This is a genomic window from Mesorhizobium sp. RIZ17 (assembly GCF_051127865.1).
In the GTDB taxonomy this organism is placed as follows: Bacteria; Pseudomonadota; Alphaproteobacteria; order Rhizobiales; family Rhizobiaceae; genus Mesorhizobium; species Mesorhizobium humile.
Window position 1 is genome coordinate 3,337,071 of sequence record NZ_CP147861.1, and the last position, 15,459, is coordinate 3,352,529.

The following is a 15,459-nucleotide window of genomic DNA, read 5'->3' on the forward strand; positions in this document are numbered from 1 at the left end:
ATAGGGCCTGTTGCGCAGTAGCTGGGGGATGTTTGAAGGGATCAGATTGCAGGGATTTTGCTCGTATTCTTGAGCTCTGGCGCCTTGTTGGGGGTTTTGGCTGCGATACGGCCTCTTCGGGCCGGATTGTAGGCGCACCTATCGCGTGATGGCTGCCCATCGGCGCATGTTGAAGGCGATCGCCGCCAATGTCACTTGGGCAGTGGCTTTCGCCAGTCCGACATAACGGATCCCGGTCAGCTTCATGCGGTTCTTGAGCGTGGCGAAAGTGGTCTCCACCGCCGCCCGGCGTCTGGCGATCAGGCGGTTGTAGTGCTTGAGCCGTGGCGGCAGCTCTGGATGGTGCTTGTTGGGGCGCCGTGCAATGCGCACTTTCTTGCCCTCAGCCTTGAGCCGAGCGCGGCGGGCATGGGTGTCGTAAGCCGCATCCGCCCACACCGTCTTCTCGTCTCCGCAGATCAAATCATCGGCCATCACCGTGTCGTTGACGTTGGCTGGGCGGGCTGCGCCTTGGCACCTTCGGGAAATCCCTTTGCGGCGCCGCGCAGAGAGCGCCGTGACAAGCCTTCTCGCCCTTGTAGTTGGCCAAGGTCTGCAGCAAATCCGGTAGAAGATACTCTTTGAGTTCGGCTGGGACAGGCTCCGGACCATCCAGCGACTGCAGTGCCAGCTCGACCAGCTCGATCGCGCGATTTTTATTGCCGCTCTCATGATAGTAGCGAGCGACGGCCGGATAAGACCGGAACTTAGGTCCATCGGCTTGCGGCGCATTCACTGCCAGAATGTGTTCGGACAGGTTCTTGCCCATCGCGAAGCGCTCAACAGGGGGAAAGTGCAAATGGTCATTCGCTGGATGGAAGAGTTCGTCTAGCGCCGCGACCATCCAGTCCTCGGAGTCTCTGTCGATCGCCTCGCGAACCCATTGCTGCATAACGAGCAGGCCGGCCCGCATGTCGTGCATTTTGTGGAGCACCAGATGCGCATGAGCCAGGCGGAAAATGATGTCGTCCGGCAGCAAGGCGATGCCCTCTTCGATCGCCGACAGCGCTGTCTTCCAATCTTCTAACTTCACCGCCGCCAAGAACCTGTCATTGATCGGCTTCTTCAACGCTTGTTCGCGTGCTAGGGGTTCATTCTCGGCGATCCGCTCCGTATCGGCGGCTTTCGCTCGATCGCTCCTGCGCCAGCTGCCGTTAAACACTTTCGGCAAAACGTCATCGAGTTTCATCGTATCACCGATAAAGGCGATTTTGCCGTCTCGGTCGACCGCGAACGAGGTCGGAATCCCGACCGACAAGCTTGGTTCCATCCAAAGCTTGTTCATTTCGCCTGTTTGGTCGAACGCGATCCGATAGTTCAGATTCGAGCACTTTTCGGTCAACCACGCGTCCAACTTGGCTCGGGCCTCCGCAGCGGTTGGAGCGTCTTCGCTAGCCGCGACTCCGACAACTTCAAGTCCGCTGTCCTTGTATTTCTCCTGTAGTTGCACAAGATGGCGCATCGCCGCCACACATGGTTCGCACCAGGTTGCCAAAAATTCGACGATGTAGACTTTGCCAGGCTGGAAGTTCGTCAGGGGATCGCCACGCAGCCAAGTTTCCACTTCGATAGAAGGAGCCGGGGACTCGATCTGCAATACCATGCTGCTCTCCAAAGCTATTGTCAAAGATTGCGCGCCTTTGTGCGCGAGCTTGCGCGTCTGCGTGCAGTCAGCCTTCACTCGTTGCAAATCTCAATCGCAATGGCGGCCGCAAAAGCCGTGCCAGGCTCGGTAACCGCATGATTACCCTTTGAAGAGCTCCGAGCCCAGGATGCTGCTTGTATTGAACCGGACATGTTTTCTGCCGCTGTCAGGTTTAAGACACGCATCAAGCGCTTCGCGCCGATAACTGCCGATTGCGACGAAGCCGCCCCTTTGTTCGATATGATTACGCCCCTGAATTACGAGATGATTTCGCCCCCGGGGCTAAGGCTCTCCTGTGTGATTGTTGCCATTTCGTATGCGGCAGGTAGGCTGCTTTCGCCTAGGCATTCGCCCGTCAGATCGATGCGATGAGTGTTGTGAACGAGTCGATCCTGGATGGCTTCGGCATTTCTTTGGTCGACATTGCGTGCGCTCCGTATCCGCTTTCCATGGTGGCATCGATCCAACCGACAGATTCCTGCTCTAAATCCTTTCGCCGCATGAGCGTCGCGTGACGCTCAACTGCCTTTGCGATATTTGGACTTTGCGACAGAACCGACATCGGTTTGCGCCGGAAGCGGCCGGCGTAGTCCGGCCCGAACTTCCCGCCCAGCACCGAAGGTCCTCGTAGGAATGGCAATACCGCGTTCCAGCAACGTATCCACCACCAGAAGCAACCTGAAAGGAAAACGGAATACCGACAAACCGAATTCTCTACGACTGCTTGGCTAAAAAGAATTACGTCTTCGCCCCCGACCTTTACACGTCCAGCCTCGGCACCTCCGATGTCCCATCGTCAGCTGACATAGCTCAAGTATGGACGGTATAGCGGAAACGTGATACTTTCCTCTATTCCGCTGATTACCGACAATGCCGCAATCGCATTGTAATAAATCACTTCACTAGGCATGCCCTCGTTTGACTGCGTCAGTGCGTCCAATACACTCTGTTTCGTATGAAAATCGATAGCAAAGGAAATTGAAGTCGATAAGCTACGAACGTGGTGAAGCGTTCCGGGCGGCATGTACAGAACGTCACCAGGATTTACTGTGATTACAGTCGGTGTCGCTCCCTTGTATTCTGGAAAACGTACATAGTCCGGCTGCTCGGGATCCACATCGAACCACCGCCAACCGCGGCGTCCACAATGGATGGTTTGGCTAGGCGGGAGGATGGTGAACTGCTTCGCGCCGAAAATCTGGAAGAAGAGGTTATGACTGAGTAACGTATCGAAGTGAAGTGGGGTAACGGCTCCCTCAGGGCCCATGAAAAACTGCGAGTAGCGCCACCAATGTCGACGATATGATGGGCTAAGAAAGTCGTCCGGAAAAGGTTGGCAATCCTCCGCCAAACTCTCAATTAGGCCGAGCAGGGGAATGTCGTGGCAATACGGCGTAGCCGCCGCAATCGATGTTGAATTTCCACCCTCGCCCGGCTGTGATTCCTTGACGAAACGCGCGTATTCTGCGAGCTCCCAAGATGAAACGTCGATTTCGTTATTGTTAAGCGTTTTGACCGGCACTGTAACAGATCCAGCCGCCTTTTCGAAATAATGCGGAGACCATAGTTGACAGGCCCTCCATACAGAACATCCTCCACGCAATATTACGGGGCGCATAGGATCTCTGTAGCTAGAGGTAAATTCTTTGCCAGACAGTTTAACTTCGTCTTGAACAAATGACCAGCCTGAATCTTTCGGAGCCGGAGTATGGCGATTAATGGATGACTGTTTAGGTATTACCATATTTTCGGTCATTTTAATGTCCTCTTGAGACAAACATGAAAAAGCATAACTACTATCGTTGGAGAAGCGAAGTCTTTACGGCGATCACATGCCGCCGCGCGCAGCCTCTCCAACGGCAAGGCATTGTGAAGGTTGTAAACGATACCTGCAGATTCTCAACTATTAATCTTGGTAGGTTTCGAAGTGCCGTTATCGACACTGGCTGGGCTGCTCAAATACGGACACGCAATAACCAGGGCTCACGGTCTTGCTTGTTGACGGCAAGCCCTGATTCTGAGCATTGCTTACAGGATGCAATGGGCCACGCCGCGGATTCTAGCGGTCGTCGCAACACCGATTGCGTTCACTCATGGCAGCAACTCGTCAAGCGCCTCTGCTGGCGTTTTCCACCCCAGGGTCTTTCTTGGCCGGGCATTGAGGGCCGCTGCCTCGGCGGCGATCTCGTCGGCGGTCTGGATGGCTCAGGGCGGAACCTTTCGGGTAAGTAACTGACGCAGCAGCCCATTGGTCGTCTGGAAACCCGCCATCCATCGTGAGACGATCGTGCTGGGCCATTTCGGCTCCCTGATCCTAGGTCAGCGAACTGCCGGCGGGATCTCTGCGGAGAGCAGGTCTGGCTGATTGGTTCGACATTGAATGCGCTGCACGATGGTCTCCTGACCGGCGTGAATCGCCTTGGAAAAGCCTACACACGCATCGATCTCACGGCGCAGGTCGCGCGGGCATGAAAGCGTAAGCCGGGCGACTCGCGGACCGCCATCGTCAGGCAGTCTCTTGCGCGTAATGGACAATCCTCTTGCCTTCGTCACTTTGATAATGGGAATTGTGAACCCAGTCCGCGCGGAACAGGCAAGACTTATCTTACCGCGGGCGGCCGCGAGGCGATCCATCAGAACTACAATGTGCAGTTCATCACGGCGGGCACACCGGTGGCGATGCTCGCTCGACAAGCGGTTGACGATCCTGTCGCGGCCGAAACTGCTCATCATCGACGAGCTGAGTTATTTGCCCTTCGAGGCCAATGCCGCTCACCTGTTCTTGCAGCTCGTGTCACAGCGCTACGAAAAGGGATCGATCCTAATTACCTCCAGTGAACAGGGAGCGTCTTTGGGGCCCCTGTTGTCGGCGACGGCTATCCTGGATCGCCTGCTTCATCATTCGACAGCTACCGACTCCGCGAAAAGCACAGGTCCGGCATCCGAACTCCACGAACCGCAAACCAATGAAGAGGTCGATCCCAATGTCGGCACAGGGTGCACCAACAGCAATCCGCACAGCACACTGAGGTAGCGCAGCCTTAACTTTCGTTGGGCATGGGAAGGGTATTGAAGGAATGCTTACGCGGTCCGTCGGAAAAGTGATTTCGTGCCGGGTGGTGTGAGGGCTGCAGGATGCTTCATAGGCCACGAGCGGTACGCAAACTATCTGATGGGGTAGTATCCGTCCGGGGCCGGGCGCTATAGAAAACATATGTCCCTATGAAAAGCTGATGCCGATTTTTCGTTCAGACTACCGCATCGCAGGCAAGTAAAGGTCAACAGCAAATGCCAAGAAAAGCACTCATCCTCGTTGAAGGTCATACTAATAGTGGTCCACTCTACGTTCAAGCGGCTCAGCGTCTTGGACTTTATCCAATTACTCTGGCGGCTAATCCAGCTCAATACGACTATCTTGCGGAGGAAAGCATCGAGGCTGTCAGTGTCGATACCGACAATTTTGATGCGCTGATGCACGTATGTTCCGAGCTTCGTGCGACCTATGATGTTGCTGGCATCACTGGTTTTGTGGGCCGCGATGAGTCACTCAATGTGACAGTTGCCAAGCTCTGCCGGCATTTCGATCTACCGGGACCAAACCCCGCATCGATTGAAAGATGTAGCGACAAATTTACTCAACGTCAGTGCCTCGCGCGGGCCGGCGTTCCAGTGCCTGCTTACCGATTGGCAGCGAATGCCATGGAGGTAGAAACCTGCGCCGCGGAGATCGGTCTGCCGGTGATTCTAAAGCCAGCGGAAGGCAGCGGCAGCAGCGGCGTCCGATTGTGCCGCGATAAGGACGAGTTAGCCGAGCATACAACCTATCTGTTGGGGGATGCGTACATTTGGCGGTCTTCGCCGAAGATACTGGTCGAAGAATTCGCACAGGGCCCATTCTATGAAGCCACTACGATGGAAAACGCGGTCATTGCGGATGGTGCCGCCGTCTTCGACCGCCCACCGCATTTCGTCCCTTGCGCGAGCGCGTTTCCGGCGCCACTGACGGATGAGGAGCATGAGCGTATTGCCGATGTTTCGCTGCACTGCTTGCGAGCTCTCGGTCTTGGCTGGGGGCCAGCGAACATTGAATTGCGATGGACGAAGCGTGGCCCAGTCGTAATTGAAGTCAATGCGCGCCTTCCGGGTTGGACTGTTCCTCGGCTGATTCAACTGGCCTACGGTGTCGATATCATCAACGAGCACATCAAGCTGGTCATCGGTGACGAATGCGATCTGCGCGCAAGGCATTCGCACACTTCGGCCGCGCGGTTCTTAGTTCCTGATCGCGACGGCATCCTCGATCGGATCGAGGGGGCCAGTCGGGCGGCGACCGTACCGGGTGTTGTCGAGGTCAGATTTTATGTTGAACCCGAGACCCCGATCGTCCGGAAGGGCGATGACCGAGACCGGATAGGACATGTCATCGCCGCTTCGCCCGACCGTGCTCGGACCGAGGCCATACTTCAGCGTGCCGTCGACCTAATCGATTGGCCGATCATACCACTTCCGACCCTTGGCGATAGGAATAGTCTGGGACTGCTTGCCTGGCCCCACTAAGCATAGGCGGAGCTATGAACAATCGAGGCGAGGAGACCTTTCGCGCGTGAATGTAACCGACGATGTTCGAGGGCTTCGAGGGCTTCGACATATGACGATTTCAGAGTTTACGCTTAAGGCCAAGGACGAGGATTGGGTCCGTCTGGAGATCTTCACTGGTTCGGATCGGCGGCGTGAGTGGCTGCCGGAGGAGAAGGCCCGGATAGTGGCGGAGAGCTACGAGGCGGGCGAGACGATTTGTGCTGCGGGACGCCGGTATGGCCTTTCCCCGCAGCAATTGTTCACCTGGCGTCGGGCTGCTCGCCGGCCGATGGGGGAGGCAGCGATATCGGAATCCATGTTCGTGCCGGCGGTGGTGACGGCAGCGCCTCCGAAACCTGCGGCGAAATCGGCCACAGCCAAGAAAGCGGGAGCCGGCTCGAGACGCTGGTGAGATCGAACTCGAGATCGACGGCATCGCAATGCGGTGGGTCGTGGGGCGGATTCGAAGACGGTTGCAGCGGTGATCCGTGCGCTGAGGGCAACGTCGTGATCGGGCCGACGGGAGCGGTCAAGGTCAGCCGCATCAAGACCCCTCCAGATGTTCTCGTAAGAAACGACGATCCCGCGATCGATCAGGCCCCATGTTTTCCCAGCTGTCACGGCGATTTCGCGCAACCGAGTCTGCGACATGCACGAGGTTCCACGATGCCTGTGGTGACGCTGTGCAAGTCAATCATCGGCTCAGCCTTAGCGCTCCACGCTCGACGAAGGCTGCGCTGCACGAGGCAGCCATGAATCTTCGATCAGAGCGCGGTGAAGCGCCTTAACAGCGTCGTCAAAGCGGGATTCATCAACTACGAAGATTATATCTACGCTGCGCATGAGCTGGTGGATGCCTAGGACCTCTATGCAAGCATCTGCTAGCGCTTGTACAGCAATGGCCGCCAGGTTGTGGAGATTTAGGGCGCTTCCGATGGCCGAGACAACGCTCACCTTCTTTGTAACAATATCAGCCGTAGGGAAGCTATCCTCTAGAGCCTGGACAAGGGGCGCGATTACGTCGGGTGCTGCGGCTAGATAATGTGTGATGGTATTTGCGTTTGATGCCTTAGTGACGACGCGGACATTATAGCCTTTCAACTTCTTCAGTATCTCTGAATCATAGTCGTCCCCACCCACCATATCCTGCTCGAAAAACTCTAGGGCATACACTCCTCTGAGGCCAGTGATAATCTCTACCTTCGGTGTGTCAGAGACGTAGTCGCGCGTAATGACGGTTCCTTCGTCCCCAGGTTCGAAGGTATTCTTGAAACGCAGAGGTATATTCGCATGGCACAGCTCCTTGGCTGCAGCCGGATGTATCGCCTCCACTTCGAGATTAGAGAGCTGATCGGCGACATCATAGTTGGTGTGACCGATGGTGCGGACCCGTTCAATGCCGACAATCTTGGGGTCGGCTGTCGAAAGATGGTACTCCTTGTGGATTATTGCCTCCTTGGCGCCTGTGCGTACGGCGATCCGGGCGAATGTAAACTCGGTGTAGCCACGGCCATAGAGCCGCATCAGGCCAGCTGGGCATCGGCTGTAGCCCGTGATGATCGGCAGCTGCTTGCCGAGGTCAATCGCGGATAGCGCCGTCTCGATTCGCTCGTCAAGACTCATTTCAGTTTCGTCGCGCCAGCCTGTCATGTCCACGAAGATCGCCTCCACGCCAAGTGTCCTGAGGAGCAGTGCCGTGTTGTGGGAACTGTGGGCTTCGCCCTGCGCGGCGAGAACCTCGCGCACGGTACTCAAGTGCTCTTCGAGCCTGAAGGGGCCATTTGAGCAAAGCCGCTGCAGGTCCAACAGGCAGCCGCGCACTCCTTCGATGCGGTCGCGAACAAAATCATCGGCGACGCGCCTTTCCGGCGAGCGGCCGAAGATTTCCGCATTGATCCTCCTCATCTCACGATGGACCTCTGCGATCGCTTCGACCGAAGCCGATCTTGATCTGTCGCCCTCAAAACGCGCATAGGCGCCAGGCTTGCCAGTTTTCTTGTGCTCGAGGAGCAGATCGGTGATTCCACTGTAAGCAGATACGACGAATATACGGTTGTAGAGTGCGCTGCCCTTGCGTCCTCCGATTAGGACGTTCTTGAGTACGGCAGCGGTGTTGGAGATCGACGTGCCTCCGATCTTCTCGACAGTGTGGGCGCTAGGCTCGCGGTTGGGCAGGAGATTCACCTCAAAATCCTTTTCGGCGAGGTAGGTTGGTCAGTTGACAACCCGCGGCAACAGCGCGCCGTCCATACGTCTTGCATGCGCGCGCTCACGTCCAAACGTTCTTCTCCTTCTGACGTAGCTCGCAGCGCTGCCATGCCGTGTGAAGGTTCTCCGAAACGCCAGCCATGGGGGGTAGATCGAATCCACGCGTCGTCGTACTTTCCTGCTCTGGCGATGGCCTAGCGCGGGGGAAGCCACGGCCTCGAGCATGACGATCGACGGCGGAGAGGCGAAGGAGCCGAATACTCTCAATGTCGACGCTCACTAACCTTCTCTGTGGCGACATCAAATCGCCTCAGAGTCTAGAGGATACGCGCCGGTCTCATCATGCACCTCGCGCCCCCCCAACGGAGGTACAAAGATGTAGGCCACACCAATTCGGTCTCGGCACACAGCAGGTGGGCGTCATTTATCGAACACCTAAATGATGCCCGGTCGCACGACATGGACCTCATGCGCTTGGGAAGCCTCGATAGAGCCCGTTCCTGAAATCCAGTAGACCGCCTCAAGGTGGTTCCGATAATGCATCTTGAGCCGGGCGTCGGATAGATCCTAGTGATATGTACGTCCCATCGTTCTTGAGAAGCAACCGCACGCTTCCCCAGCTCGACGTCTCGACACGTCGGGCTGTCAGTTTCTCCTCATTGAAATCCCTGACGATCATGAGTCACCTCTCACGCAGCCTTGTTCACCGCGCTGCCGATCACGCTGTCGATAGCGCCCTCTAGGATGTCGAGGCCTTGGCTCAGTTGATTCTCCCCGATGACAAGGGGCGGCAGGCATTTCACGACCTCGTCTTTGGGACCGGCGGCCTCGACGATGAGGCCCGTCTGAAAGGCGGTCCTAACGACCCGACTGGCAATCTCGCCGGACTTCAGATCGATACCCCGCATCATACCCCGACCCTTCGCTGATGCTCGACTTGGGTCGTACTTCCGCGCGATCTGCTCGAGGCGACTCTTCAGCAGGTTGCCTTTCTCCTTGACGGAAGCTGCCAAACTGTCCGTTCGCCAGAAGTGCTCCAGGGCTGCGCGGGCGGTGACGAAAGCATGGCAGTTGCCGCGGAATGTGCCCGTGTGCTCTCCCGGCTGCCAAACATCTAGTAGTCGGTCAATTAGCACCACAGCCATAGGCAAACCATAGCCCGATATCGATTTGGCCATTGTGACCATATCTGGACGGAGTCCCGATCCTTCGAAGCTGAAGAATGCATCGGTCCGGCCAACGCCCGCCTGAATGTCATCGACGATCAGCAGAGCTCCGTGTCTGCGCGCGATGGCCGCCACGTTTTGTAGCCACTCCGTGCCTGCGACATTCAGGCCGCCTTCGCCCTGAACTGTCTCGACAATCACCGCAGCCGGGGCGTCCACACCGCTGGAGGGATCCGAGAGCAGGTGATCAAGGTAGTCGGCGGTGTCTACACTGGACCCAAAGTAGCCGTCATAGGGTAACCGCGTGACGGGGCCGAGCAACTGGCCGGCGGCCGCGCGGTGGAAACGGCTGCCGGTGCAGGAGAGAGCGCCAAGGCTCAGGCCATGAAAGCCGTTCGTGAAGGCTATGATGTTGGACCGACCAGTTATCTTGCGCGCTAACTTGAGGGCAGCCTCGACCGCGTTAGCCCCGGTTGGACCGGGAAACTGAACGACGTAGTCGAGTTGTCGCGGTCTAAGAATCGTCTCGTCCAATTCCCGCAAAAACGACTCCTTGGCTTCGTTATACAGATCGAGGCCATGGGTGATGCCGTCACCCGCAATGTAGTCTATGAGCGCGGACTTCAGTGCAGGGGGGTTGTGTCCATAATTTAGGCTTGAGCAACCCATGAGAAAGTCGAGATAGGCTGTCCCATCGCGCGCAAACAGCTGGGCGCCTCGTGCCGTCGCGAAAACGACGGGATAGCTGCGAGCGTAGCTGCGCACTTCGGACTCAAGATGGTTGAATATCGCAAAATCCTCCTCGCGATCCGGTCTACTTTCTTCAGTCATCGTTGCCTCCCTATTTTGAGTATTGGGTAGGTAGACCGGCGGGAATGCCTGCAAATGGGATTCCCTCTCGAACCAGGGAGCTTGCCGGATTGGCGCACCCAGGTCCGAGCCACAGCTCAACTTGGACGAACACCGGTGCCGCCTCGCGTCGCTTCACGAAGAGGACTTCTCAAAAGTGATGCCAATTGCGCCGAGGGCGCCTTAGAAATATTGTTATGGGCTTTATTCAACGACTTGACCCGGAGTGCAGCAGGCAGCCAGGCCGAAAACATCGTGTCGCGGATTCGACAAATACGACAGGAGGTGTTGGTTAGTCTCCGCCATTGACATACCACTGCAGCACGATGGTCCAGTTCGCGGTAAGCATTACGTCGAGCAGGCCGCCCAGCATGGCGACGACATCGCCTTCCTCGGGGATGAGCAGTTGGCCGCCCAACACCAGTTCCGGCTGGTCGATGATGTCGGCGAGCAGGACAGGCACTCCGGCCACCGTGTAGACGCCGGTGCCAAAATTCGCCGAAGCAAGTGCTGCCGGTCGAGGGCGAGTGTTGAGCATTTGAGCATAGAGAGAGAGAGCATCACGGGGGTGTTACCCCTATGGGGGTGGAGTAGCAGTCGCCTTCTTCAGCAGACATCGAGCGTGCCGGTGGCGAGGTCGGTCTGGCCGTTGATCCTGGTGCCGAAGGCGACATAGGTGCGATCACGGTAGGTCACCGTCAGGCCGCATCAAGCAGTATTCGAGCGATGACCGGGACTAGCGTGCAACGAATATCGCTTCCCTATATGGATCTGGAATTGCGCGCCATCGGTTGGACAGGCTCTCAGCTGAAGCTCCCAACCTCGAGCGGCAGCGCGGGTTCTGACGGCCGGCCGCATCGACCCGCCGCGCCTCCGCTAGATCGAGCGGCGTAGCGCCTCCACATTGAGTTCGCGGTGCCGCTGTCCTAGCCGGCGAAGATCGTGATCGTCATCCCCGCGGTTCCGGCGCCGGTGCACCCGCCGCTGGCCCTCATCTGATGCGCGCTTCGCCCTGCGGACAGCAGACAGCGAAGCCGCCATGGCCGCGACAATCTCGCAATGTCGGCTTGATTCCAGGTCCCGTCCGCCACTTTTGCGGGGTGATCCGTGCAGGTGCCTGGCGTGGATCGTGCCAGCCATCTCCTAACCGCATCATTGCCATCGTTCTCCTTCAGCCGGCCGAGCCGTGACGCCGGATCGATTATGACGATACTCTTCGAAGAACAGCCTCTTTAAGAGAGCGTGACGGTCTGCGCCGTCTTACCGAGTTTCAGCCTTTGCCATCGCCTCCTGCCCTCCCTGCCGCGCGTCACTCTAACCTGCTCTCATCGCCTCACCTCACGCGGGAAAGAGTGTCGTTAACGTCATCCTGTGCGGCAAATGTCACAGCGATAAGACAGAACGCAGAAAAGCCATAATGGCGCCCTGCCAAGCAACGGGCATCGAGGATGCCGAGGCCTCACTCATCCATGAGTTCGATTCCTGCAAGCGGGCCGGCTCTTTAACCGGCCTCCCTGGCGCTTCGCGCGCAGGCACTTCGCCACAATTACCTCCGATGTGGAGAAGTTGTCATGTCGCACTCCGCCTGTCGGTCAGGGACTGGCACAACCAACAAGCGCGTTCGGGGCTGACACCGTCAAGCTCGCAGGGCATTCCTTGTCAAGTCGTTGCAGCTCCCGTCGGCTTTATGAAGTCGGTACGGGCTTAAGAAGGTTTCTGATCGCCGTGCTGGGACATTATTCCTGACCCGCTCAATTGGATCAGGCTACCCTAACGACACAAAAAGACTCGGCACAATCTGGGTGCCGGGTCTTTAAGGTCACATGTGATTGGGCAGGTGCTGTGACGCTTCTTAGCTACGCTCCGCATGATTAACGAGCCGCTAACTGTGGGCCATTCCTCAGCCTCTACTTGGCGACAAGAGCCTCCCGATAGGGAATCGGCCTCCGATTTGCTATCCGCCTTCGCGACGATCTTCGCCACCCGGCCGATTGCCGCCGCAAGCCTGCGCGTGCGATCGCTCGACTGACCAGAAACTCGGGAGGGCTTATGGATGATGCTGGGGACGCATTGGCAGGGCTCGCTTGGCAACCCTATTGCAGAGTCCACCGGGCCCGCCGGCGACATAATCAAGGAGCTCTCGCATAGGACAAGCCGGTGTTTGGTTTCTCCCGGATCATCTTCGATTTAAATCAAATACGTCTAAGGATATTGACGATTGCGCGACCCTCACCTCGTAGACGGCTAACGCGGGCGGCAACTGAGAGGGTCATATGACAAGCGATTTTTCCGCCGCGCGAGTGCATCTAGATCGAGCGTATCATTACCTGCGAGGCGATGACCCGATGAGCCAGAGGGGGCGCGAAGCCTTGGATCTGCTAATTGAGGCAGTTGCCGGCGAGGAGTTCAAGCAGCCGAGCCAAAACGCGGAGGTGCTAATGTTTCCGATTGGGCGCCGCTTCTGAGGCGATCTCCATGGTGGCAACCATGAACGTGATGTGCAAACATCCTCAGAATATTGCCCGTCAAGGCATGAGCCGAGTCGGCAATCGAATGGGAGTCCGAAGCCTGTCGCCCACAACCTTCTGAATTTCGCTGCGCCTATTGTCATCGGCGGCAGCTATTCCGGAATGGCCGCCGCCCGGCAGTTCCGCCGCGCCCGCGCCAGGTTCTGGGGATCGACGCCGGGTTGCGGCGGAACGCTTTTTGCCAGCCATTCGCCTGCCTTCCTGTCCAAGGGCGGCGTCGATCCGGCCGAGATCACGGAACGGTCGCCTGAGTAGCTTTCGCGCTACGCGACGCCCTGGTACGACGGAACGGCCGAACGGGTGAGAGGAGCCGCGACGGTTTCGGGTCCTACTCGCTGACGGCCCTCCGCGGAGGGCCGTCGAGTCTTTTTCGCTGCCGGCGTTTGAGATGCACTGCCAAGGGTCAATGAGCTTGCGGAGATATGGGGGAACAGCATTCCACCGACCCTAATGTATGGCTGTGAACTCTATCGGGACGGCTCGGCGTGATTGGCGCCGATCCTGCTCGGCCCACCAGGCACTTCGCCTGTCCGAATGAGGAGGCGCCCGCTGCTTTGCCCTGCGGGGCGAATTCTCATTTTTCCAAATCATTGCATATATCAGTGCTAGGAAGGTCCGAATTGGAAACGAAAACAATGGGGCGAGGCTTATGAGCTGTAGCCGAGGCAAATCGCCTGCACAGCTTTTCCGCTATCTATCGGCCAAGTGGCCTGCGGCGTTCAATCCGAAAGCGCCCAGGCCGCCCAAGATCGGCATCCATCATGACATTCGGGTGCTCGACGGCGAACTGTCCGATGATGAATTGAGGAGAGCCCTGCTGGCGTATACCAAGATGGCCAAATACTTGGAGAGACTGGATGCCGGCGCTGCACGGGTCAATCTCGATGGCAAGCCGGCCGGCGTGGTCTCGGATGCGGACGCGGCGACCGCCAAGGCTTTGCTTTGCGCCCGCAAGGACAAACAAAAGGGCAAGCAAACGCCAGAGCCAAGGGTAGAGCCTCAATCGCCACCCAAACCAAAACCGAAGCGAACCGCCGTGTTCAAGGCGAAGAATACGGCCGACAGCCCGACCGGCCTAATCGTTGAGACGAAGCGTCGCCGGTCATTCCGAAAGCCGATGACTTGATCGCCGCTGAGCGATAGCTCGCGCCGACCGGGACAGCCCTCAGGGTCGGAGCACATGGCGCCCGCGCCAATCCGAATTGCCGCGATCGCAATGGAGCTGCCGCATTCGCGCGAGAAAAACGGACTGGTCGGTCATCCCTTCTTCGGGATGAACGAAGGCCAGACGCTATTCCGATGGTCGTTCTGGCCACCGCTGCGACTGTGATATTTCGGGATGGCAGTCAGATCGATGCCGGCCCAGATTGACTGTGGCCATACTGCTGCTCAACCTCCTCTCAGTTGATGACGTTGGAAAGAATGGGAAGCAGATTGGGCAATTCAGCGCGCAGGCCTGATGGCGCCAGCTTCTGCCGGGCGATCGCCTTCAGGCGTGGCGGCAGGTGAACCCGAGCAGGCGGCAAAAAGCGGCGCCGACGGCGCTCTGGCCATGGCCGCTGTCGAATATTGGCCCTGAATCTCCACGTTGGTGCAGTGTCGCAGCACGCCCTTGATCATCGCGGCGACCTCCGAAGACGAACAGCGCTTGAGTTGCGAGAAAATGCAGGTCGAGCCCTTTTCGACATGCCAGTAGGTCATCACGCCGCGACCGCCATAGCGGACATGCCATTCCGTCATTTCACAAGCGCCGAACTTCTTGGACTCCGACGCGCAGGCCGTGCCGGCTTCGCCCCAGATGGCGGTGTTGCGGATAGCCAGTGTTGCATTGGCAACGCGCCCGCAAGCCGCCTCGAGCGCGCCCCTTAGCAAGCAGGTGAACCCCTGAGCCAACCTCCTATGGGTCAATAGGGTCAGGTGGCCTGCCATCATTCCAGGACAGGACAACTGACAAAGAAGGTGTCGCCTATCCGACACTCTTCTGTCGTCTTTGTTGGGTCCGCGACACCGGCCTATTTCGCCAAGCTCTTGTCTGGCCTCAGGCTAATCCGTTGAAAAGTAATCACAATGTTTTTCTTCTGCTGGGTCGGCCAAATTGGCACGAGTTTTGAGACTGCTTCGTTGGGAGCCGGGAGCCGCCGACCGACCTTCATTTCGTGGATGACACCGCGATCGATGAAACGGAGAAAGAAAAGCAAAATGTCAAATCCGCATCAGATAGCATTCTATGCAAGGGGGCCTCGGCGAAACCGCCCCGTACCCAAACAGACTGCCGCCCTTGTCGACCCTTGCGCAGGAAATCTTGATGGCCGGCTGCGACTCAAAGGCCCACCACTCGTCTTATCCTGAACTCGAAGGCGCAGGATAAAGTTCTGCATCTCGCCGCGCGGTATGCCTAGGCAGTTACACGTTGGCCGATCTTGATAATCGAGTCGGGCTACGCCGC

11 protein-coding genes and 5 pseudogenes are annotated in these 15,459 nt (G+C 57.7%); 6 read left to right on the plus strand and 10 right to left on the minus strand.

The window, feature by feature from the left end:
- Window positions 1-138 precede the first annotated feature (138 nt).
- From WDX12_RS16010 to WDX12_RS16030, 5 genes and pseudogenes are all read right to left on the minus strand, one after another.
- Window positions 139-498: pseudogene (locus WDX12_RS16010) on the minus strand (transposase); the annotation flags it as partial.
- On the minus strand, window positions 464-1,642 hold the full coding sequence (locus tag WDX12_RS16015) for a TlpA disulfide reductase family protein (protein ID WP_434725509.1): 1,179 nt from the start codon (window positions 1,640-1,642) through the stop codon (window positions 464-466). The gene WDX12_RS16015 and the pseudogene WDX12_RS16010, both read right to left, overlap by 35 nt.
- A gap of 397 nt (window positions 1,643-2,039) precedes the next feature.
- Window positions 2,040-2,300, minus strand: a complete 261-nt coding sequence (locus WDX12_RS16020) for a hypothetical protein (RefSeq protein WP_434725510.1) — start codon at window positions 2,298-2,300, stop codon at window positions 2,040-2,042.
- 180 nt (window positions 2,301-2,480) lie between these two features.
- Window positions 2,481-3,440 carry a cupin-like domain-containing protein gene (locus WDX12_RS16025; protein ID WP_434725511.1) on the minus strand — a complete coding sequence of 320 codons (960 nt, stop codon included), beginning with the start codon at window positions 3,438-3,440 and terminating at the stop codon, window positions 2,481-2,483.
- A 335-nt stretch (window positions 3,441-3,775) separates the two neighbouring features.
- Window positions 3,776-3,911, minus strand: a pseudogene (locus WDX12_RS16030) (IS30 family transposase); the annotation flags it as partial.
- A gap of 353 nt (window positions 3,912-4,264) precedes the next feature.
- Between WDX12_RS16030 and WDX12_RS16035 the strand changes: the two are divergent.
- The 3 genes and pseudogenes from WDX12_RS16035 to WDX12_RS16045 form a co-directional block, all read left to right on the plus strand.
- Window positions 4,265-4,654: pseudogene (locus tag WDX12_RS16035) on the plus strand (ATP-binding protein); the annotation flags it as partial.
- A gap of 318 nt (window positions 4,655-4,972) precedes the next feature.
- Window positions 4,973-6,241, plus strand: coding sequence for an ATP-grasp domain-containing protein (locus WDX12_RS16040; RefSeq protein WP_434725512.1), 1,269 nt, complete (start codon window positions 4,973-4,975; stop codon window positions 6,239-6,241).
- A 91-nt stretch (window positions 6,242-6,332) separates the two neighbouring features.
- Window positions 6,333-6,674: a transposase gene (locus WDX12_RS16045; protein WP_434725513.1), complete on the plus strand. Its 342-nt coding sequence runs from the start codon at window positions 6,333-6,335 to the stop codon at window positions 6,672-6,674.
- Between the two features lie 296 nt (window positions 6,675-6,970).
- Here WDX12_RS16045 and WDX12_RS16050 read toward each other — a convergent pair whose 3' ends face one another.
- The 4 genes and pseudogenes from WDX12_RS16050 to WDX12_RS16065 form a co-directional block, all read right to left on the minus strand.
- A complete protein-coding gene (locus tag WDX12_RS16050; protein WP_434725514.1) occupies window positions 6,971-8,446 on the minus strand; it encodes an aspartate kinase in 1,476 nt (491 codons plus the stop codon).
- Between the two features lie 324 nt (window positions 8,447-8,770).
- Window positions 8,771-9,013: pseudogene (locus tag WDX12_RS16055) on the minus strand (ectoine synthase).
- A gap of 146 nt (window positions 9,014-9,159) precedes the next feature.
- On the minus strand, window positions 9,160-10,467 hold the full coding sequence (gene ectB, locus WDX12_RS16060) for a diaminobutyrate--2-oxoglutarate transaminase (RefSeq protein ID WP_434725515.1): 1,308 nt from the start codon (window positions 10,465-10,467) through the stop codon (window positions 9,160-9,162).
- 310 nt (window positions 10,468-10,777) lie between these two features.
- Window positions 10,778-11,023 carry a hypothetical protein gene (locus WDX12_RS16065; protein ID WP_434725516.1) on the minus strand — a complete coding sequence of 82 codons (246 nt, stop codon included), beginning with the start codon at window positions 11,021-11,023 and terminating at the stop codon, window positions 10,778-10,780.
- Between the two features lie 1,735 nt (window positions 11,024-12,758).
- Here WDX12_RS16065 and WDX12_RS16070 point away from each other — a divergent pair.
- The 3 genes from WDX12_RS16070 (at window position 12,759) to WDX12_RS16080 (ending at window position 14,139) form a co-directional block, all read left to right on the plus strand.
- A complete protein-coding gene (locus tag WDX12_RS16070; RefSeq protein ID WP_434725517.1) occupies window positions 12,759-12,950 on the plus strand; it encodes a hypothetical protein in 192 nt (63 codons plus the stop codon).
- Between the two features lie 165 nt (window positions 12,951-13,115).
- Window positions 13,116-13,268, plus strand: coding sequence for a hypothetical protein (locus WDX12_RS16075; RefSeq protein WP_172374521.1), 153 nt, complete (start codon window positions 13,116-13,118; stop codon window positions 13,266-13,268).
- Window positions 13,269-13,662: 394 nt separating this feature from the next.
- The gene (locus WDX12_RS16080; RefSeq protein WP_434725518.1) at window positions 13,663-14,139 is read left to right on the plus strand and encodes a ProQ/FINO family protein; all 477 of its coding nucleotides are present in this window, start codon (window positions 13,663-13,665) and stop codon (window positions 14,137-14,139) included.
- A 277-nt stretch (window positions 14,140-14,416) separates the two neighbouring features.
- On the opposite strand, the pseudogene WDX12_RS16085 reads toward WDX12_RS16080, so the two are convergent.
- Window positions 14,417-14,924: pseudogene (locus WDX12_RS16085) on the minus strand (Tn3 family transposase); the annotation flags it as partial.
- Between the last annotated feature and the right edge of the window lie 535 nt (window positions 14,925-15,459).